We start from the raw sequence: 18,833 nt of genomic DNA on the forward strand, positions 1-18,833 counted from the left end.
GATAGAAAATGCGTCACGCACGTGGTTACCGCCGCCTGAACCGTACTCATGAGCACCGTAAGGCCCTGTTCTCGAACATGGCTGGCTCGCTGATCGAGCACGAGCAAATCAAAACCACCCTGCCCAAAGCCAAAGAACTGCGCCCGATCGTTGAAAAACTGATCACCCTGGCCAAACGCGGCGATCTGCACGCCCGCCGTCAGGCCGCGGCTCAGCTGAAGCAGGACAAGGACGTCGCCAAACTGTTCGACGTTCTGGGCCCGCGCTACAAAGAGCGTCAGGGTGGCTACATCCGCATCCTGAAGGCCGGCTTCCGCTATGGCGACATGGCTCCGATGGCGATCATCGAGTTCGTTGACCGCGACGTCTCGGCCAAAGGTGCGGCTGACAAAGCCCGCCTGGAAGCGGAAGAAGCTGTCGAAGAATAAGCGCTGCGCAACACGCACAGCCCAAGGCCCTGCCAGACCTGGCGGGGCCTTTTTGTTTGGTGCAGGCATATGCGGCAAACCGGCCGTTCAGAGCGTGCGTTTTTCAGGGTACGCTGACGTCTGACGCAGGGCGCTTGAAACCCGAGCGCTTGAAATCACAGCGCCAGACCGACATATCCGAAGAAAACCGGAGGTTCCCTTGCTGCGAATTCTGAGCGTCCTTCTGATCCTGGCCACGCCGGTCTGGTCGGATACCCGTGTCCCGCAAAGCCAGATGGAAATCCAGCTGGGCTTTGCCCCTTTGGTGAAACAGGCCGCCCCTGCGGTGGTGAATATCTATGCCAAGCGCATCGTGGCCGAGCGCTCCAGCCCGTTTCAGAATGACCCGTTTTTCCGACAGTTTTTTGGCAATCTGGGGCAACCGCGCCAAAGGGTGCAGAATTCGCTGGGCTCGGGGGTGATTCTGTCTGGCGATGGGATCGTGGTGACGAATTACCATGTCGTGGGCGAGGCAACGGAAATCCGGGTGGTTCTGACAGATCGGCGCGAATTCGATGCGCAGGTGATGCTGTCGGATCAGGAATCGGATCTGGCGGTCCTGCAACTTGAAGGCGCCGAGGATATGCCGCATCTGACCCTGCGCGACAGTGACCGGGTGGAGGTTGGCGAGCTGGTTCTGGCCATCGGTAACCCGTTCGGCGTGGGCCAGACGGTCAGCAGCGGAATCGTGTCCGGGCTGGCGCGTTCGGGCGCGGCGGTGGGCAGCGCGCGCGGGTATTTCCTGCAAACGGATGCCGCGATCAATCCGGGCAATTCCGGCGGGGCGTTGATTGATGTGAATGGGCGGCTGATCGGGGTGAATACGCGGATTCTGACGCGCTCGGGTGGGTCGAACGGGATCGGTTTTGCGATTCCGGCCAATCTGGTGGCGCAGTTCGTGGCGCAGGCGCGGGCGGGCAATCCCGCGTTTCAGCGCCCTTGGGCCGGGATGAGCGGCCAGCCCGTGGATGCGGATATGGCGGCGGGGCTGGGGCTGGATCTGCCGGGCGGGATCGTGCTGTCTCAGTTGCATCCCGACAGCCCCTTTGCCGAGGCGGGCCTGCGTTCCGGCGATGTGGTGCTGCGCGTGGATGGGGAAACCGTCAATACCCCCGCCGAGATGCTGTTCCGCATGAGCGTCGCCGGGCTGGGCACCGAGGCGCAGATTGCCTTTGTGCGCGGGGGGCAGGAACGCGTGGTGCCTGTGCCCCTGCGGATCGCCCCTGAGACCCCCGGCCGGGATCGGCGGGTGCTGAGCGACCGCAGCGTTCTGCCCGGTCTGACGGTGGCCAATGTGAACCCTGGCGTGCTGGCGGAATTCGGTCTGCCTCTGTCTGCGGTGGGCGTCGTGGTCGAGGCTCCTGGCCCTTATGGCGCGCGGGCCGGGCTGCGCCCCGGCGATATTCTGGCGCGCATCAACGGAGAGGATATTCAAACCACCCAGGACGTTCACACGATCCTGAACAGCCGGATGAAAACCCTTTCGCTGGATGTGCAACGTGGCTTGAAGCGGGTGCGGATGCGGTTCAGGCTGTGACCCATGGCTGACCTGTTTGATTCTGGCACTCCGGCCGCTGCGCCGGCCTCTACCCATCGTCCTTTGGCGGATCGGCTGCGTCCGCAATCGCTGGATCAGGTGATCGGACAGGAACAGGTGCTGGGGGCCGAGGCACCCTTGGGGGTGATGCTGGCTGCGGGCTCTTTGTCGTCGCTTATTCTGTGGGGCCCGCCGGGGGTGGGGAAAACCACGATTGCGCGGCTGCTGGCGGATGAAACCGACCTGCATTTCGTTCAGATCAGCGCGATTTTCACCGGGGTGCCGGACCTGAAGAAAGTGTTCGAGGCCGCCCGGATTCGCGCCGCGAACGGGCAGGGGACGCTCTTGTTCGTGGATGAAATCCACCGCTTTAACAAGGCGCAGCAGGACAGTTTCCTGCCCCATATGGAGGACGGCACGATCCTGCTGGTGGGGGCGACGACGGAAAACCCCTCGTTCGAACTGAACGCCGCTGTGCTCAGCCGGGCGCAGGTGCTGGTGCTGGAGAGGCTGTCGCTGACCGATCTGGAGCGGATGGCGCAGAGGGCGGAAAAAGAGCTGGACCGCGCGCTGCCTCTGACCGGCCCGGCGCGCGAGGCGCTGCTGGAAATGGCCGATGGCGATGGGCGCGCGCTGCTGAACCTGATCGAGCAGGTCAGCGCCTGGACGGTAGACGGCAAACTGGACACCGAGGGCCTGTCGGCACGTCTGATGCGGCGCGCGGCCAAATATGACAAGGGCGGGGACGAGCATTACAACCTGATCTCAGCCCTGCATAAATCGGTGCGCGGGTCCGATCCGGATGCGGCGCTGTATTGGCTGGCGCGGATGCTGACCGGGGGCGAGGATCCGCGCTATCTGGCGCGCCGGATCACGCGCATGGCAGTCGAGGATATTGGCCTGGCCGACCCGCAGGCGCAATCGGTCTGCCTGCACGCCTGGGAAATCTATGAGCGGCTGGGCAGCCCCGAAGGCGAGCTGGCGCTGGCGCAGGCCGTCACATATCTGGCGCTGGCCCCCAAATCCAACGCGGGCTATGCGGGCTATAAGGCGGCGATGCGGCTGGCCAAGAAAACCGGCTCGGCCATGCCGCCCAAACATATCCTGAACGCGCCGACATCCATGATGAAGGATCAGGGTTATGGCGATGGCTATGCCTATGATCACGATGCCGAGGATGGTTTTTCGGGGCAGAATTATTTCCCCGATGGGGTGGATCGGCCCGCGCTTTATCAGCCGGTCGAACGCGGGTTCGAACGCGAATTGCAAAAACGTGTCGCCTATTTCAGCAAGCTGCGCGCCAAGCGCGGTTAGCGCAAAAGGGCAGCGTGGCTTGACATTTTGCGGGCGGACGCTCACACGAGCGCCATGATGACAACGCTTCTGCAAGTGGCCCTGGGCGGCGCAATCGGTGCCTCGGGGCGATACCTGACTGGCCTGGCCGCGATACGGCTGATGGGGCCCGGTTTCCCGTGGGGGACGCTGGCGGTGAACATCCTGGGCAGTTTTGCCATGGGGGTGATCGTCGTGGTGCTGGGCCATTTCAGCGCGAACCGTTTCGCGCCTTTGCTGATGACGGGCGTTTTGGGCGGTTTCACCACGTTCTCGGCTTTTTCGCTGGATGCGATCACGCTGTGGGAACGCGGGCAGCACGGGATTGCGGCGGCCTATGTGGCGGTCTCGGTGCTGTGCTCGCTGGGCGCGTTGGGATTGGGGCTGCTGCTGGCACGAGGGATGATGCAATGAGCCGAGTACAGATGATCACAGTCGCCGAAGGCGAGGGCGACCAGCGCCTGGACCGCTGGCTAAAGCGCCAGTTCCCGCATCTGGGCCAGGGGCAGATCGAGAAAATGTGCCGCAAGGGCGAGCTGCGCGTCGATGGCAGCCGTTGCAAGGCCAGCACCCGGCTGGAAGTGGGCCAAGAGCTGCGGATTCCGCCTCTGCCCGCGCCGGGCGCGCAAAGGCCGATGCAGAAGACACGTGTCTCGCAGGCGGATGCACGGATGATGCAGGATGCGGTTCTGTATAGGGACGATCATATCATCGTGATGAACAAGCCCGCGGGCCTGCCCGTTCAGGGCGGCAGCAAACAGGCGCGCCATGTGGATGGGCTGTCCGAGGCGCTGTGCTTTGACTATGACGAAAAACCCCGGCTGGTGCACCGTCTGGATAAGGATACCAGCGGCGTTCTGATGCTGGCCCGCACGCGCGAGGCGGCCTCGCGGCTGACTGCGGCTTTCCGGCACCGGGAAACGCGGAAAATCTACTGGGCCTTGGTGGCGGGTGTGCCGCACCCTTATCTGGGCGAGATTAAATACGGGCTGGTCAAGGCCGCGGGCCACGGGCGCGGCGGCGAGGGAGAGAAGATGCACGCCGTCCATCCGCGCGATGTGGCCGACACGCCCGGCGCAAAACGTGCGCATACGCTTTATGCCACGCTCTATCGAGTGGCCGGGCGCGCGGCCTGGGTGGCAATGGAGCCCGTCACCGGACGCACCCACCAGCTGCGCGCGCATATGGCCGAGATCGGGCATCCGATCATCGGCGATGGCAAATACGGGGGCTCGGGGCAGGAAAACCTGGGCGATGGCTGGGGCGCGCAATTGGGCGGGATCATCAGCAAGAAACTGCACCTGCACGCGCGTACCTTGACCATTGAACATCCGGGGACGCGGCAGGTGATGACGTTCACCGCGCCTCTGCCGCCGCATATGGCGGACAGCTGGGACACCTTCGGCTGGACCGAGGATCTGGCCGCCGATGACCCGTTCGAGAGCCTGCAATGAGCGCGCCCCTGCGTCTGATCATATTCGATGTGGACGGCACGCTGGTGGACAGCCAGGCCGATATTGTCGCCTCGATGGGGGCGGCCTTTGCGATGGTGGATCAGGAACCGCCGGCGCGCGCCGACATCCTGGCCATTGTCGGGCTGTCGCTGGATGTGGCGATTGCGCAGCTGCGGCCGGGGCTGAGCCAGGCCAGCTATGATGCGATGGTGCAGGGGTATAAGGAGACCTATCACCAGCGCCGCACGGCCTTGGGCACGAAACAGAGCAGCCCCCTGTATCCGGGGATTGCGCAGATGCTGGCGCAGGTCGGTGCGGTGCCGGAATTCCTGCTGGGGGTGGCGACGGGTAAATCCCGGCGCGGCCTGGATGCTTTGCTGGCCGGGCACGGGCTGGAGCAGACCTTTCTGACGCAGCAGGTGGCGGATCATCATCCCTCGAAGCCGCATCCGGCGATGCTGCTGGCGGCGATGGAGGAAATGGGCGTGGGGCCGGACAGCACGGTGATGATCGGCGACACGGAATTTGACATGACGATGGCCCGCGCGGCTGGGGTGCGGGCGATCGGGGTCAGCTGGGGGTATCACGCGCCCGACAGGCTGGACGGCGCGGACCGGCTGGTGCATGAGGTGCCCGACCTGGCCAAGGCCATCACCGAGCTATGGGGATAAAGACATGAGCGCATGGAAAGCAAAACGGTTCTGGAAAGAAAGCACCGCCGAACCCTATGAGGGCGGCTTTGCCGTGTTGCTGGACGGGCGTTTGGTGAAGACCCCGGCGAAAACGTCTTTGGTGGTGCCGACCCTGGAAATGGCGCAGGCGATTGCTGCCGAATGGGACGCTCAAGAGGGCGAGGTGGACCCGAACACGATGCCGGTGACGCGCTCGGCCAATGCGGCGCTGGACAAGGTCGCGACGCAGCACGCCGAGGTCGCCAGCCTGATCGCCGATTATGGCGGGACGGATTTGCTGTGCTATCGCGCCGATGCCCCCGAGCCGCTGATCCAGCGTCAGGCCGCGCTGTGGGATCCGGTGCTGGACTGGGCGGCTGATTCTCTGAAGGCGCGTCTGACGGTGGCGTCCGGCGTGATGCATGTGGCGCAGGAACCGCAGGTTCTGAAGGCGCTGCACAGGCGCGTCGCGGAGATGTCCCCGTTCCAGCTGGCGGCCTTTCACGATCTTGTGGGGCTGAGCGGCTCGTTGATCCTGGGGTTCGCAGCCGTCGCGGACCTGCACCCAATCGAGGAAATCTGGGCCCTGTCCCGCGTCGATGAGACCTGGCAGGAAGAGCAATGGGGCAAGGACGAAGAGGCCGCCGAACACGCGGAAATCAAGCGTCAGGCCTTCTTTCATGCCAAGCGATTCTTTGACCTTTGCCAGGCCGCGCAGCCGGGTGATTAATTTGATCACTTATTTTGGCTTGCCTTAGCGTCAGCTGACGGAATGGGCTGCCGATTTCTTGATCAGTCCCTTGACCTTTTCCCGCGAATGCGCCCAAACTTCGATCACTGAATGGGAAAATCCCTTTCCAGTTTCGACCCCGATCTGACAGGATCGGTTTAACCGTCGAGCAAAATCGGCGGATAATCAGGAAGAGGTAAACATGAAAAAATCCGTATTTCTTGGCGCGCTGACCATTGCTGGTCTGGCCGCTGGTGCCGCTGCCGCTGGCACGCTGGAGGACGTTAAAGCCCGCGGTAAGCTGCGCTGTGGCGTGACCACCGGCCTGGTTGGCTTTGCTGCGCCCGACGCGAATGGCCACTGGGACGGCTTTGACGTCGGTGTGTGCCGCGCTGTTGCCGCCGCGGTTCTGGGGGACGGTGAAGCCGTCGAATTCGTGCCGACCACTGGTAAAACCCGTTTTACCGCGCTGGCCTCGGGCGAGATCGACATGCTGGCCCGGAACACCACCTGGACCTTCTCGCGCGATGTGGACCTGAAGTTCGAATTCGTCGGCGTGAACTACTATGACGGTCAGGGCTTCATGGTGCCCAAAGAGCTGGGCGTTTCGTCCGCCAAAGAACTGGATGGTGCCACCGTTTGCATCCAGACCGGCACCACCACCGAGCTGAACCTGGCGGATTTCTTCCGCTCGAACAACATCAGCTACGAGCCGGTTCCGATCGAAACCAACGCCGAAGCTCAGCAGCAGTACCTGGCCGGTGCCTGTGACGTTTACACCACCGATGCCTCGGGTCTGGCGGCCACGCGCGCCACCTTCGAAGATCCGTCGGCGCATGTGGTTCTGCCCGAAATCATCTCGAAAGAGCCGCTGGGCCCGCTGGTCCGTCATGGCGATCACGAGTGGGGCGACGTTGTGCGCTGGTCTCTGAACGCGCTGATCGCGGCAGAAGAAATGGGCATCACTTCGGCGAATATCGACGAGCTGGCCAAAGGCACCAACAATCCCGAAGTGAACCGCATCCTGGGTACCGAAGGCACCCTGGGCGAAATGCTGGGTCTGGACGCGGGCTGGGCCATGGCGGCCATCAAGGTCGGCGGCAACTACGGTGAGCTGTTCGAAAAGAACATCGGCTCCAGCACCCCGATCGGCCTGTCGCGCGGCCTGAACGCGCAATGGACCGAAGGTGGCCTGCTGTACGCACCGCCGTTCCGCTAAGACGGCACCAAAGATCGAAGGGCGCGGGGTAACTCGCGCCCTTCCTCCTCTATATGATACGTGAATAATTCGGCCATCGGTCTGCGAACCGGCACAAAAAAACAAGGCCGAAAGACGGGGAAAAACCCAATGACAACACTGACCGACCCTCCTAAGGAGTCGTTTCGGCTATCTATGCTGATTTACGACACCCGGTATCGGTCCATGACCATTCAGGTTGTGGCGATGATCGGGTTCATGTCGCTGTTCGCTTGGCTGATCAGCAACACTGCGGCGAATCTTCAGGATCTGGGCAAAGAGCCCAGCTTCCGTTTCCTGAGCGAGCCCGCAGGCTATGATATCAACCAGCGTCTGATCGACTATAATTCGCAAAGCACCCATCTGCGTGCGGCCTTTGTGGGGCTGCTGAACACCATTCTGGTGGCCGTCATGGGCTGTATCACCGCCACCGTCTTGGGCGTGGTCATCGGCGTTTTGCGCCTGTCCAGAAACTGGCTGATTGCCCGCATCATGACCGTCTATGTCGAGATGTTCCGCAATGTTCCCGTCCTGCTGTGGATCGTGTTCAGCATGGCCATCCTGATCGAGACCCTGCCCGCGCCGCGGGCATTCCGCGGGGTGGATACCGGCGCTGTCGTCGCGACGAACCGGGGCTTTTACGTCCCCGAGCCGCTGTTTTCGAACAGTCTGGGCAATATCCACCTGTTTGGCGACTCCAGCCTGCGGTTTGACATCTCGATTGACTTGATCGCGGTTCTGATCGCGCTGGCCATCGGGTTTACCGTGCGCCATTTCATCAACAAACGCGCCAATGCCATCCAAGAGGCCACGGGCGCCCGCCCGACCACCTGGTACCTGAGCCTGGCAGCCATTCTGGTGCCGCTGATCGCGGTTCTGGTCTTTCTGGGGTTCTATCTGGGCTATCCCGAGCTGAAGGGCTTTAACTTCAAGGGCGGCATTTATATGCGGAACTCGCTGATCGCCCTGTGGCTGGCCCTGTCGCTTTATACCGCTGCTTTTATTGCGGAAAACGTCCGGGCGGGGATTCTGGCGATCTCAAAAGGGCAAACCGAGGCGGCAAGTGCCCTGGGCCTGCGCCCCAACCGGGTCATGAGCCTGGTGATTTTGCCGCAGGCGTTGCGGGTGATCATCCCGCCGCTGATCTCGCAATATCTGAACCTGACCAAGAACTCTTCGCTGGCGATTGCCGTCGGTTACATGGACCTGACCGGCACCTTGATGGGCATCACCCTGAACCAGACCGGCCGCGAGCTGGAAACCGTTCTGATCGGGATGCTGATCTATCTGGCGATCAGCCTGGCCATTTCGGTGGTGATGAACTGGTACAATAACAGCGTCAAACTGGTGGAGCGGTGATATGAGCGATATTTCTTTTGTTCGCACGGAAATGCTGCCTCAGCAGGAACCGCCGGCCAGCTCGGTCGGGGTGATCGGCTGGATGCGCGAGAACCTGTTCTCGGGCTGGGTGAACTCGGTTATCACGGTGATCTGCGGTGTTTTCGTTGTCTATGTGCTGGGCTTCCTGCTGGGCTGGGCCTGGTCCCCGACCTGGAACGCCGCCTCGCTGTCCGAGTGCCGCGAGATCCTGGCAGGCCTGGGCCATGAAGGCCACGGAGCCTGCTGGGGCGTGATCCGAGATCGCTGGGTGCAGTTGCTTTTCGGTTTCTACCCGGCCGATGAATACTGGCGGCCGATCCTGGCCTTTATCCTGCTGGCCGTCGCCCTGGCGCCGGTGCTGTTTTCGGATAAGGTGCCGGCCAAGCTGGGCTATTTCACCGCCGTGTATCCGTTCCTGATGCCCTGGCTGCTGTGGGGCGGCACCATCTGGGGCCCGCTGGCGGCGGCTGCGGGGTTTGTCATCGGCTATGTTGTCTTCAAACTGGTCGATAAGACCATGGGCAGCCTGGCTGGTATCATTGCGGGCGTTGCTGCGGCGCTGATCTGGTGGCTGTTTCTGGCCTCGCCGATTTCTGGCGCATTGGGGGCGGTCATCGGCATCGGGCTTGAACCCGTCGAAAGCCGCTTTTTTGGCGGGATGATGCTGTCGATCACCATCGGCGTGGTTGCCATCGCGGTGTCCCTGCCGATCGGGATCGTGCTGGCGCTGGGGCGTCAGTCGGACCTGCTGATCGTCAAATCGCTCTGCGTCGGCTTTATCGAGTTCATCCGCGGCGTCCCGCTGATCACGTTGCTGTTCGTGGCCTCGACGCTGCTGAACATCTTCATGCCGCCGGGCACGAATTTCGACATCATCATGCGGGTGATCATCATGGCAACCCTGTTCTCGGCCGCCTATATGGCCGAGGTGATCCGGGGCGGCCTGGCAGCCCTGCCCAAAGGCCAGTACGAGGGCGCAGACAGCCTGGGCCTGAACTACTGGCAGGCACAACGTCTGATCATCATGCCGCAAGCGCTGAAAATCTCGATCCCCGGCATCGTGTCCACATTCATCGGCCTGTTCAAAGACACCACGCTGGTGTCCGTGATCGGCCTGCTGGACCCGCTGGGCCTGTCGAACGCCATCCGCGCGGATGCGGCCTGGAACGGAGTCGTCTGGGAACTGTATGGCTTCATCGCCCTGCTGTTCTTCGTCTTCTGTTTCTCCATGTCCCGCTACTCGATGTACCTGGAGCGCAAGCTCCGGACTGACCACCATTAAGGAGATCGCACATGTCTGAACTAGCCATTGAACGCGATATCGACCGCTCGAAAATGACCGTCTCGGATGAGGTGGCCATCGAAATCACCAACATGAACAAGTGGTACGGATCGTTCCACGTTCTGCGCGATGTCAATCTGACCGTGAACCGCGGCGAACGCATCGTCATCGCCGGGCCTTCGGGCTCGGGCAAATCGACGCTGATCCGCTGCATCAACCGCCTGGAAGAGCACCAGGCCGGGCGCATCATCGTGGACGGCACGGAGCTGACCTCGGATCTGAAAAACATCGACAAGATCCGCTCCGAGGTGGGGATGTGTTTCCAGCACTTCAACCTCTTTCCGCACCTGACCATCCTGGAAAACTGCACCCTGGCCCCGATCTGGGTCCGCAAAGTGCCCCGCAAAGAGGCCGAGGAAACGGCCATGCACTTCCTCGAAAAGGTGAAAATCCCCGATCAGGCCAATAAATACCCCGGCCAATTGTCGGGCGGTCAGCAACAGCGCGTGGCCATCGCCCGTTCGCTGTGCATGAAACCGCGGATCATGCTCTTTGACGAACCCACCTCGGCGCTGGACCCCGAGATGATCAAAGAAGTCCTCGACACCATGATCGAGCTGGCCGAGGAAGGCATGACCATGCTCTGCGTCACCCACGAAATGGGCTTTGCCCGTCAGGTCGCCAACCGCGTGATCTTCATGGATCAGGGGCAAATCGTGGAACAGAACGAACCCGAAGAGTTCTTTAATAATCCCAAATCGGAACGGACCAAATTGTTTCTGTCGCAGATCCTTGGGCACTGATCCACACAGAAAACTGCAAAGGCGCGTCCCATTCCGGGCGCGCCTTTTGCGTTTCTTTCTGATAAAAATACTCCCGCCGGAGGCCCGGAATTTTTGAAAAATTCCGGTCAAAATTCTGGATCAGAATTTTGCACCCGGCTCAGCCGTTCAGCTGATCATGGGGGATGGCGAAATCCAGCGCCGTTCCGGTGCCAAATCCCACCTCTGCCCAATCCTGCCCCGAAAATTCCGCAACCAGTGTCGCACAGGTCGGATAATGGAAAAACTGGGGGTGGCCGGGCGGCTGGCGCAGCAAGCGGTCGGCAAATTCCGCGATGCCGGGATTGTGGCCCAGCATCAGCACGGTTGGGGCACTGCCCGCACCTTGCAGTACGTCCATCATCCTTGCCGCTCCGGCGTGATACAGCGCGGGTAAGAACTGCACGGTACAGTCCAGCCCCAACCGCGCAAAGGTTTCTTGCGTCCGCGTGGCGTCCGAGACCAGGGCTAGATCGGGGACATGGCCCTGCCTGCGCAGCCACTCCCCCATGGCGGGGGCCGAGGCGCGGCCTCGGGCATTCAGGGGGCGCTGATGGTCGGTCTGGGTGGGGTCATCCCAGGCGGATTTGGCGTGGCGCATCAGGATCAGGCGCAGGTTCATAGAAAGGCCCTCATGTGGAATGCGGAATGCTCGGGCAGCCGGCCAAACCGGGCGTTGACCGGGCAGGCGCGGCGGGCGGCGCAGCCTTGGGTCATGCACGCCTGCCCGGCGGGGGTGCTCAGGTGGGATTTGCAGGCGGGCACGTCATATTGCCCGTTCTCAAAGGCGTTCACAGGACAGGCCGTGGCGCAGGGGCGGGCGCAGGCGGCGCAGGGCGCATCGGGCAGGGGCGGCAGGGCGATCCGCTCGGGCAGGCCAAGTGCGCCGCGATAGGACACGAACAGCCCGGCCTGATCATGCACCAACAGTTGGATGGGCGAGGGCCAGGCGCGGCCGGACAGGGTGGCCCAGCGGAAAAAAGGAGCATGGGGCGGCCGGCCAAAGGGGAAAAAGGCCTTTGCGTTCAGCTGCTTGGCCCAAGCACCTATCACGCGGGCAGACCAGCGGTCCATCGGGTCGGGCTGGCCGTCCCGGTATTCGGCACTGGCGGTAAAGGCGGGCCAGAAGCGGGGCTCGTCCGGGGCCAGCAGGATCAGCGTGCCCACGCCGGGCAGATCATCGGGGTGAAACGCCCCGCGCACGGCCAGGTGACGTGCGGGGGCGGCCTGGGTGATGGTGGCGTAGGTGGGGCTCATTCCTCGTGCGTGGGTTTCACGCGCGGCGCGGTCGAGCGAATGATCGAGCCCGCCCCGTGTTCGGTGAACAGCTCGAGCAGGGTGGCATTGGGCATCCGCCCGTCCAGAATGACCACCGCGCGCACGCCGCGCGACAGGGCGTCCAGCGCGGTTTCGGTCTTGGGGATCATGCCGCCGGCGATGGTGCCCTCGGCGATCATCTCGCGGACCTGCTCGGGAGAAATCTGGGTCATCACCTCGCCATCGGCGCCTTTGACGCCGGGCACATCGGTCAGCAGCAGCAGGCGATCGGCCTGAAGCGCGCCCGCGATGGCGCCGGCAGCGGTGTCGCCGTTGACGTTGAAGGTTTCGCCATCTGCCGTGCCGGTGCCCACGGGGGCGATGACGGGGATGATGCCCGCCGCGCACAGATCGTGGATCACCTGGACGTTCATCTCTACCGGACGACCGACAAAGCCCAATTCAGGGTCGTCGGCGACGCAGACCATCAGATCATCGTCCTTACCCGAGATCCCGACGGCGCGGCCGCCTTCGTCGTTGATGGCCTGGACGATGCGCTTGTTCACCAGCCCGGCCAGCACCATTTCCACCACATCGACCGTGGCCTTGTCGGTGACGCGTTTGCCGCGGACCCAATCGCTCTCGATCCCCAGCTTTTTCAGCATGTCATTGATCATCGGGCCGCCGCCATGCACGACGACCGGGTTCACGCCAACCTGTCGCATCAGAACCATGTCGCGGGCGAAATCGGCCATGGCCTCGTCGTTGCCCATGGCGTTGCCGCCGAATTTGACGACAACCACAGCGCCGGTGAAGCGTTGCAGGTAGGGCAGGGCCTCGGACAGGGTGCGGGCGGTGGCGATCCAATCGCGGTTCATGTTCTGCTTCTTCATCATTTGCGTCCCGAAATTCGCCCTGTGTTAGCGGGGATTGGGCCGAGTTCCAAGTGCTACGTTGAAACTCTGGCGTGCGGTGCTAGGGTCTGGCCTATCCAATTTGGGATTCTTACCATGACAGATCGTCGAAAAACGCTTCTTCTGACCGGGGCCAGCCGCGGGATTGGCCATGCCACCGTGCGCCGGTTCAACAATGCCGGCTGGCGGGTGATCACTTGCTCGCGCGCGCCTTTTCCCAAGGAATGCCCCTGGGGCGGCGGCGCGGAAAATCACGTGCAGATCGACCTGGCCGATCCCACGGATACGATTAACAAGGTCGAGGAAATTCGGGATCGGCTGGACGGGCGGCTGGATGCGCTGGTGAATAATGCCGGGATCTCGCCCAAGGGCCCGAACGGAGAGCGGCTGAACACGATTGACACCGACCTGATGACCTGGGGGCATGTGTTTCATGTGAACTTTTTCGCGTCGGTGGTGCTGGCGCGGGGGCTGCGCGAGGAATTGGCCGCCGCGCAGGGGGCCGTGGTGAATGTGACCTCGATCGCGGGGTATCGGGTGCATCCGTTCGCCGGGGCGGCCTATGCGACATCCAAGGCCGCGCTGAAGGCACTGACGCGGGAAATGGCCAATGATTTCGGCCCGATGGGGGTGCGGGTGAACGCGATTGCGCCCGGTGAGATCGAAACGGCGATCTTGTCTCCGGGGACGGATAAGCTGGCTGAGGAAATCCCGCTGCGCCGTCTGGGGCAGACCAGCGAGGTGGCCGATGCGATCTTTTTCCTGTGTACGGATGCGTCCTCGTATATTTCGGGGACGGAGATCGAGGTGAACGGCGGGCAGCACGTCTGACGGCGTGATCCAACGGGCACGCCTGCGGCGTGGCACGATGCTTGACCCCCTCCCTGGCCCTCCCCTTCTGGGGAGGGAAGCGTGCGGCGGCCGACCCTGTCAGATCAGCGTTGCGATGATGGCGCGCAGGGTGGCGATGCCGTCGCCCTTTTCCGAGGAGGTGAGGACGATTTCGGGGAAGGCGGCGGGGTGTTTGGACAGGCGTTCGCGCACCTGGGTCAGGACGCGATCACGATCTTTGGCTTTGACCTTGTCGGTTTTGGTGAGCACGCATTGGAAGGTGACGGCGGCGCTGTCCAGCAGGGACATGATTTCCTCGTCTACTTTCTTGATGCCGTGGCGGGCGTCGATCAGGACGAAGGCGCGGCGCAGATTCTGGCGGCCCGAGAGGTACTGTTTCAGCAGTTTTTGCCACTTTTCCACGACGGCCACCGGCGCATTGGCGAAGCCATAGCCGGGCAGGTCCACGAGGTAGTGGTCTGTGCCTGCGGTGAAGAAGTTGATCTCCTGGGTGCGACCAGGGGTGTTGGAGGCGCGGGCCAGCCCCTTGCGCCCTGTCAGCGCGTTGATAAGGCTGGATTTTCCTACGTTTGAGCGGCCGGCAAAGCAGACCTCGATCCGGTCGGCGGGGGGCAGGCCGTTCATGGCGACGACACCCTTGAGGAACTCGGTCTCGCCGGCAAAGAGCAGGCGGCCTTTTTCGCGGGTGATGTCGTCGGGCTCTTCTGCCTGAGGGAAGGGGAGTTGCATTACAGAACCTCGATTGCGTCGTTGCGGGCGATGGGGCCGGATTGGGAGACCAGGGCGAAGACGCCGAAATCCTGGTGGTCATAGGCCCGGTTCAATGCGCCCAGTGTATCCACATCCGAGCGCCCCGTGTTCGGGTTGACGGTGGTGGCCTGGCAGCGGGTGATCCGCGCCACCACGCGCAATTGCGCCCCACCGATGCGGAGCGTCTTGCCGATCAGGTCAAATTCGTGGAAGGGGGGCCAGTCCTCGGCCCATAGATTGCCGCGGAACCTGTGGATGGACAGATCAGCGCCGCTGCGATGGCTGAGCGCCCGCAGCGAACTAAGGCTGAGCAGCGACACAAACGGATCGGGCATATCGCCGAAGGGTTGATCGGGCAGGTGCACCACGCTGGCAGGGGCGGGGCGGGTGTCGGGCCAGAAAGGGCGGATCCAGTCGATCAGCTGATCGGCCTGGGCCAATGGGTCAAGCGTAACCGGCTGCGCTTGCGGATGGGTCAGCGTGACGGTGCCGGACTTTGTATCGGTCTGGGCGCGGATGGCCATCAGCGGATGCCCCGCCGCGCCGCGCACGAAATTGCGTTTCGAGGCCCACTGGGTCGGCTGCGCACCGAAACTGGCGGCTTCGTGCGCGATGGCCCAGTGCCGATCAAAGGGAAGAGCGCGCCCCTTTGTCAGGGACGCGCTTTCGATCTCCTCGTACCCGACCGATTTGATCGGATGCCGAACGATATGTGCAAGACGGCTCATTTCTTTCGTTTGAAGCTGTTCTTGATATTGCCGAACACATCGGGTTTGTACCCGTGGCTGCGCATGATCAGATACTGCTGCGTAAAGGTGATGGTGTTGTTGGTGATCCAGTACAGGACCAGACCGCTGGCAAAGCTGCCCAGCATGAACATGAACACCCAGGGCATCCAGGCAAAGATCATCGCCTGGGTCGCATCGGTGGGGGCTGGGTTCAGTTTTTGCTGCAACCACATCGAGACCCCCAGCAGGATCGGCAGGATGCCCAGGCTGACGATGGCAAAAACGCTGTCGGGGCCGGGGGTGGCATAGGGCAGCAGGCCAAACAGGTTCAGGATCGAGCTGGGATCCGGCGCGCTGAGGTCGGTAATCCAACCCAGCCAGGGCGCGTGGCGCAGTTCCAGCGTGACGAAAATCACCTTATAGAGCGAGAAAAAGATCGGAATCTGGATCAGGATCGGCAGACAACCCGAGGCGGGGTTCACCTTTTCCTTCTTGTACAGCTCCATCATGGCCTGCTGCAATTTGGCGCGGTCGTCGCCGGCATTTTGCTTCAGCTCTTCCATTTTGGGCTGCAATTCCTTCATCTTCGCCATCGAGGCGTAGGATTTATACGCCAGCGGGAAGACGACAGCCTTGATCACGATGGTCAGCGCGATGATCGACCAGCCCATGTTACCAATGAACCCGTGCAAGAAGTGCAGCGCCTGGAAGATCGGTTTGGTCAGGAAGAAGAACCAACCCCAGTCAATCGAATCCACGAATTTGGCGACGCCGGCCTTTTCATAGGCGCGGATTGCCTCCCATTCCTTGGCACCCGAAAACAGCTGCGTCCGGGCGGTGCCGGTCTGCCCCGGCGCGATGGTCTGGGTTGGCTGGACGGCTTCGGCCTGGAAAATATCGCGGCGTTCGTCATATTTGACTGCGGATTTGAACGGGGTGCCAGAAGACGGGATCAGAGTCGACATCCAGTAATGATCGGTAAACCCGATCCAGCCGGTTTCGGCGACTTGGGTCACGTCGGCGCGGGCGCCCTCGCGGGCGTTAAAATCCAGATCCTCCAGATCAGAATAGCTGGTTTCCGTCAGCTCTCCATCGGCCATGCCGACGGTGCCCTCGTGCAGAATAAAGAATTTCTTGGCATTCGCAGGTTCGCCATGACGGGCCAGAATCCCATAAGGGGCCAGGCTGACCGCATTGGCGCCAGTGTTGGTGACGCTTTGTTCAATCGCGAACATGTAATCGGCATCAATGGAGATCACGCGATGGAAAACCTGCCCCTTGCCATTGTCCCAGTTCAGCGTGATGGGCGTGTCCGGCGTCAGCGCGCCAGTTCCGGCAATGGACCACAGCGTGTTCGGACCGGGTACATCCTCGGGCGAGAGCCCAGCGCCTGCGGCCCACCCGAACAGCGCGTAGTAGGCATTTTCACTTCCGATCGGAGACAGAACGGTCACGATGTCAGACTCAGGCTCTTGCGTTTCGTTGTAATCTTTCAGTGCAAGCTGGTCGATGCGCCCCCCCAGCAGTGAAATCGAGCCTTTGACACGCGGGGTTTCAATCGCAACGCGCGGCGCATCCGGGGCGGTCTCGGCTGGGGTTGCCTGCGCAGGGTCGGTGGCGGCGGCAACAGGTGCGGGGGCCGATGGGCTGGTCACTTCGGCCGCAGCAACAGGTGCGTTAGGATCCTCGGCGGGGGCCTCAGGCGGCGGGAAGAGGAGGAACCATACAAGGATGACGACAAAGCTGAGCGCTGTTGCCAAAATGATGTTCTTATTCTGATCGTCCATCGGGATCCTAGCCTGTCCTGGTGAAGTACAGGCCGGTTCAACAGAGTGCTGCCCAAAAGGTCAAGTGGAATCCCGGTTTTCCCCTGGGGATGTGGCTATTTGCGGGGTCAGATTTGTTTGCGGCCGATCAAAGGTGGCTCTTTGACCTTGGCTTCATGCGCGCGAATCCAGTCCAGGGTTTGTTCAAAAGGCATCGGCCTGGCGATGCCAAACCCCTGGACATGGCCGCACCCCAATTGAGCCAGCAGCGCGTGCTCGCCAGCGGTTTCCACACCTTCGGCCAAGGTTTCCAGTCCAAGGCGTTCGGCCATGGAAAGGATCGCGGTTACCATGCGCTGCTGTTCCGGATCACGGTCCACCTTCATGACAAATGAGCGGTCAATTTTGATCCGCTGCACGGCAAATCTGCGAATCGATGAAATGGACGCGTGCCCTGTGCCAAAATCGTCCAGATCAATAGAACAGCCCATGGCGGAAAGCGCATTGATATTGCGAGCAATAACATCATCCGGGGATGCGGCCACCACCGTTTCCAGCACCTCAACGGCCAAGCGATCGGGGGCAAGCTCGTATTTGTCCAGCTCCCACCGGATTTTCTCTATGAGTTTGGGGTTTCGCAGCTCGGCCTCGGCAAAATTGACACCGACCATGGGCACATGGGCATCCGCCAAATCCCACTCGGTCAAGGCCGCAAGCGAACGGGACAGCATGACCTCGCCCAAGCGTTCCAGCATGCCATTGTTTTCCAGAACGGGCAGGAAATCGCCGGGGGGGATGATGCCTTGTTCCGGATGGACCCATCGGGCAAGCGCTTCAAACCCCGTGATGCGGCCTGTGTCGGTTGAAATCTGCGGCTGAAACCAGGGATGGATCTGACCATTCTCAAGCGCCCGCGCGGCTTGATCGGCCAGGGTGGATCCCGTCAGGCGCTGTGATTTCATACCTTCCGTCCAGGCGCGGATGGCGGACGGGGCATTCGCGCGTGCGTCATCCAGGGCGGCCATGGTGTTTTTCAGCATCTTCATACCGTTACGATGCGCATTCTGCTGGCTTAGGCTGAAACCGATCGAGCAAGAGATGTATACGCTAGTTGCATCCATCGAGATCGGCTCTTCGATTGCGGCTTGCAGGCGCCGCGAGAGCTGAATCGCCGCCTCCAGATCCAGAAGACGCACCGGGGACAGGATGACAGCCACAACATCGTCCTCGACCCGAAGCACAAGATCACCATGCCGCAATGTCGCGCTGATCCGGTCAGAGACACGCTCGATCACGCGATCTGTAGCGCTATGCCCGTATCGGTCCAGCAACTCGTCAAAGTCATCCAGGGCGACCAGAAAACAGCCAAATGCCTTCTGATGCTGATGCGCGTCCTGCAAGCGGCTTTCCAGAATCACATCCGGAGAGGGCAATTCTTCGGTGGGTTGGGGGCGGGCAAACTGCCCAAATCCACCCGCCAGCGCGTAGAGCACGGGAAACCCCAGTGAAATCCCCAGCAGGTACCCCTCGCCCCCAATCCAATAGGCCCCCAGCACCGCTGCCGGCAGAAATGCCAGAATATGCGGGCCGGTGACGGCATAGCGCAGTTTTGTCCGCAAAAGGGACAGAGCCGGCAGGCGGGAATGCGACATGTG

The 18,833-nt window shown here is 62.0% G+C and carries 19 protein-coding genes; 12 read left to right on the plus strand and 7 right to left on the minus strand.

All coding sequences use genetic code 11. The features are described from left to right. Positions 1 to 8: 8 nt before the first annotated feature. From rplQ to ACP15O_RS00285, 11 genes are all read left to right on the plus strand, one after another. Positions 9 to 428 carry a 50S ribosomal protein L17 gene (rplQ, locus tag ACP15O_RS00235; RefSeq protein ID WP_425094019.1) on the plus strand — a complete coding sequence of 140 codons (420 nt, stop codon included), beginning with the start codon at positions 9 to 11 and terminating at the stop codon, positions 426 to 428. A gap of 199 nt (positions 429 to 627) precedes the next feature. Next, the gene (locus ACP15O_RS00240; protein ID WP_425094020.1) at positions 628 to 2,004 is read left to right on the plus strand and encodes a trypsin-like peptidase domain-containing protein; all 1,377 of its coding nucleotides are present in this window, start codon (positions 628 to 630) and stop codon (positions 2,002 to 2,004) included. A gap of 3 nt (positions 2,005 to 2,007) precedes the next feature. Then, on the plus strand, positions 2,008 to 3,318 hold the full coding sequence (locus ACP15O_RS00245) for a replication-associated recombination protein A (protein WP_425094021.1): 1,311 nt from the start codon (positions 2,008 to 2,010) through the stop codon (positions 3,316 to 3,318). A gap of 54 nt (positions 3,319 to 3,372) precedes the next feature. Continuing rightward, positions 3,373 to 3,750, plus strand: a complete 378-nt coding sequence (gene crcB, locus ACP15O_RS00250; RefSeq protein ID WP_425094022.1) for a fluoride efflux transporter CrcB — start codon at positions 3,373 to 3,375, stop codon at positions 3,748 to 3,750. After that, positions 3,747 to 4,790, plus strand: coding sequence for an RluA family pseudouridine synthase (locus ACP15O_RS00255; protein WP_425094023.1), 1,044 nt, complete (start codon positions 3,747 to 3,749; stop codon positions 4,788 to 4,790). Before crcB ends, ACP15O_RS00255 begins: the two co-directional genes overlap by 4 nt. After that, positions 4,787 to 5,461, plus strand: coding sequence for an HAD-IA family hydrolase (locus ACP15O_RS00260; RefSeq protein WP_425094024.1), 675 nt, complete (start codon positions 4,787 to 4,789; stop codon positions 5,459 to 5,461). Before ACP15O_RS00255 ends, ACP15O_RS00260 begins: the two co-directional genes overlap by 4 nt. 4 nt (positions 5,462 to 5,465) lie before the next feature. Then, positions 5,466 to 6,191: an ATP12 family chaperone protein gene (locus ACP15O_RS00265; protein ID WP_425094025.1), complete on the plus strand. Its 726-nt coding sequence runs from the start codon at positions 5,466 to 5,468 to the stop codon at positions 6,189 to 6,191. Positions 6,192 to 6,393: 202 nt separating this feature from the next. Beyond that, positions 6,394 to 7,410 (plus strand): amino acid ABC transporter substrate-binding protein, encoded by a 1,017-nt coding sequence (locus ACP15O_RS00270; protein WP_425094026.1) that lies wholly within the window; start codon positions 6,394 to 6,396, stop codon positions 7,408 to 7,410. 129 nt (positions 7,411 to 7,539) lie between these two features. Next, positions 7,540 to 8,787 (plus strand): amino acid ABC transporter permease, encoded by a 1,248-nt coding sequence (locus ACP15O_RS00275; protein ID WP_425094027.1) that lies wholly within the window; start codon positions 7,540 to 7,542, stop codon positions 8,785 to 8,787. Position 8,788: 1 nt separating this feature from the next. Further along, the gene (locus tag ACP15O_RS00280) at positions 8,789 to 10,090 is read left to right on the plus strand and encodes an amino acid ABC transporter permease (protein ID WP_425094028.1); all 1,302 of its coding nucleotides are present in this window, start codon (positions 8,789 to 8,791) and stop codon (positions 10,088 to 10,090) included. An 11-nt stretch (positions 10,091 to 10,101) separates the two neighbouring features. Beyond that, a complete protein-coding gene (locus tag ACP15O_RS00285) occupies positions 10,102 to 10,893 on the plus strand; it encodes an amino acid ABC transporter ATP-binding protein (RefSeq protein ID WP_425094029.1) in 792 nt (263 codons plus the stop codon). Between the two features lie 139 nt (positions 10,894 to 11,032). On the opposite strand, the gene ACP15O_RS00290 is transcribed toward ACP15O_RS00285, so the two are convergent. From ACP15O_RS00290 to argB, 3 genes are read right to left on the minus strand one after another with little or no spacing between them, the layout of a single operon-like run. After that, positions 11,033 to 11,533 carry a SixA phosphatase family protein gene (locus ACP15O_RS00290; protein ID WP_425094030.1) on the minus strand — a complete coding sequence of 167 codons (501 nt, stop codon included), beginning with the start codon at positions 11,531 to 11,533 and terminating at the stop codon, positions 11,033 to 11,035. Continuing rightward, a complete protein-coding gene (locus ACP15O_RS00295) occupies positions 11,530 to 12,168 on the minus strand; it encodes a ferredoxin (RefSeq protein ID WP_425094031.1) in 639 nt (212 codons plus the stop codon). The genes ACP15O_RS00290 and ACP15O_RS00295 overlap by 4 nt, the downstream gene beginning before the upstream one ends. Continuing rightward, positions 12,165 to 13,046: an acetylglutamate kinase gene (gene argB, locus ACP15O_RS00300; RefSeq protein ID WP_425094835.1), complete on the minus strand. Its 882-nt coding sequence runs from the start codon at positions 13,044 to 13,046 to the stop codon at positions 12,165 to 12,167. Before argB ends, ACP15O_RS00295 begins: the two co-directional genes overlap by 4 nt. 132 nt (positions 13,047 to 13,178) lie before the next feature. Between argB and ACP15O_RS00305 the strand changes: the two genes are divergently transcribed. Continuing rightward, complete coding sequence (locus ACP15O_RS00305; protein WP_425094032.1) at positions 13,179 to 13,913, plus strand: SDR family NAD(P)-dependent oxidoreductase; 735 nt, start codon at positions 13,179 to 13,181, stop codon at positions 13,911 to 13,913. 99 nt (positions 13,914 to 14,012) lie between these two features. Here the strand turns inward: ACP15O_RS00305 and yihA are convergent, their stop codons facing one another. The 4 genes from yihA to ACP15O_RS00325 form a co-directional block, all read right to left on the minus strand. Then, the gene (gene yihA, locus ACP15O_RS00310; RefSeq protein WP_425094033.1) at positions 14,013 to 14,663 is read right to left on the minus strand and encodes a ribosome biogenesis GTP-binding protein YihA/YsxC; all 651 of its coding nucleotides are present in this window, start codon (positions 14,661 to 14,663) and stop codon (positions 14,013 to 14,015) included. Beyond that, on the minus strand, positions 14,663 to 15,412 hold the full coding sequence (locus ACP15O_RS00315) for an MOSC domain-containing protein (RefSeq protein WP_425094034.1): 750 nt from the start codon (positions 15,410 to 15,412) through the stop codon (positions 14,663 to 14,665). The genes yihA and ACP15O_RS00315 overlap by 1 nt, the downstream gene beginning before the upstream one ends. Beyond that, a complete protein-coding gene (gene yidC, locus ACP15O_RS00320; protein WP_425094035.1) occupies positions 15,409 to 17,199 on the minus strand; it encodes a membrane protein insertase YidC in 1,791 nt (596 codons plus the stop codon). Before yidC ends, ACP15O_RS00315 begins: the two co-directional genes overlap by 4 nt. Positions 17,200 to 17,306: 107 nt before the next feature. Then, positions 17,307 to 18,830, minus strand: a complete 1,524-nt coding sequence (locus tag ACP15O_RS00325) for a putative bifunctional diguanylate cyclase/phosphodiesterase (RefSeq protein ID WP_425094036.1) — start codon at positions 18,828 to 18,830, stop codon at positions 17,307 to 17,309. Positions 18,831 to 18,833 lie beyond the last annotated feature (3 nt).

Source organism: Youngimonas ophiurae (nom. illeg.) (assembly GCF_049803795.1).
GTDB lineage: Bacteria > Pseudomonadota > Alphaproteobacteria > Rhodobacterales > Rhodobacteraceae > Thalassobius.

Excerpts from the sequence above, each read along its gene's own strand:
- rplQ (WP_425094019.1), top strand. The coding sequence starts at position 9 with ATGCGTCACGCACGTGGTTACCGCCGCCTGAACCGTACTCATGAGCAC.
- ACP15O_RS00245 (WP_425094021.1), top strand. The coding sequence starts at position 2,008 with ATGGCTGACCTGTTTGATTCTGGCACTCCGGCCGCTGCGCCGGCCTCT.
- crcB (WP_425094022.1), top strand. The coding sequence starts at position 3,373 with ATGATGACAACGCTTCTGCAAGTGGCCCTGGGCGGCGCAATCGGTGCC.
- ACP15O_RS00255 (WP_425094023.1), top strand. The coding sequence starts at position 3,747 with ATGAGCCGAGTACAGATGATCACAGTCGCCGAAGGCGAGGGCGACCAG.
- ACP15O_RS00260 (WP_425094024.1), top strand. The coding sequence starts at position 4,787 with ATGAGCGCGCCCCTGCGTCTGATCATATTCGATGTGGACGGCACGCTG.
- ACP15O_RS00265 (WP_425094025.1), top strand. The coding sequence starts at position 5,466 with ATGAGCGCATGGAAAGCAAAACGGTTCTGGAAAGAAAGCACCGCCGAA.
- ACP15O_RS00270 (WP_425094026.1), top strand. The coding sequence starts at position 6,394 with ATGAAAAAATCCGTATTTCTTGGCGCGCTGACCATTGCTGGTCTGGCC.
- ACP15O_RS00275 (WP_425094027.1), top strand. The coding sequence starts at position 7,540 with ATGACAACACTGACCGACCCTCCTAAGGAGTCGTTTCGGCTATCTATG.
- ACP15O_RS00280 (WP_425094028.1), top strand. The coding sequence starts at position 8,789 with ATGAGCGATATTTCTTTTGTTCGCACGGAAATGCTGCCTCAGCAGGAA.
- ACP15O_RS00285 (WP_425094029.1), top strand. The coding sequence starts at position 10,102 with ATGTCTGAACTAGCCATTGAACGCGATATCGACCGCTCGAAAATGACC.
- ACP15O_RS00290 (WP_425094030.1), bottom strand. The coding sequence starts at position 11,533 with ATGAACCTGCGCCTGATCCTGATGCGCCACGCCAAATCCGCCTGGGAT.
- ACP15O_RS00295 (WP_425094031.1), bottom strand. The coding sequence starts at position 12,168 with ATGAGCCCCACCTACGCCACCATCACCCAGGCCGCCCCCGCACGTCAC.
- argB (WP_425094835.1), bottom strand. The coding sequence starts at position 13,046 with ATGAACCGCGATTGGATCGCCACCGCCCGCACCCTGTCCGAGGCCCTG.
- ACP15O_RS00305 (WP_425094032.1), top strand. The coding sequence starts at position 13,179 with ATGACAGATCGTCGAAAAACGCTTCTTCTGACCGGGGCCAGCCGCGGG.
- yihA (WP_425094033.1), bottom strand. The coding sequence starts at position 14,663 with ATGCAACTCCCCTTCCCTCAGGCAGAAGAGCCCGACGACATCACCCGC.
- ACP15O_RS00315 (WP_425094034.1), bottom strand. The coding sequence starts at position 15,412 with ATGAGCCGTCTTGCACATATCGTTCGGCATCCGATCAAATCGGTCGGG.
- yidC (WP_425094035.1), bottom strand. The coding sequence starts at position 17,199 with ATGGACGATCAGAATAAGAACATCATTTTGGCAACAGCGCTCAGCTTT.
- ACP15O_RS00325 (WP_425094036.1), bottom strand. The coding sequence starts at position 18,830 with ATGTCGCATTCCCGCCTGCCGGCTCTGTCCCTTTTGCGGACAAAACTG.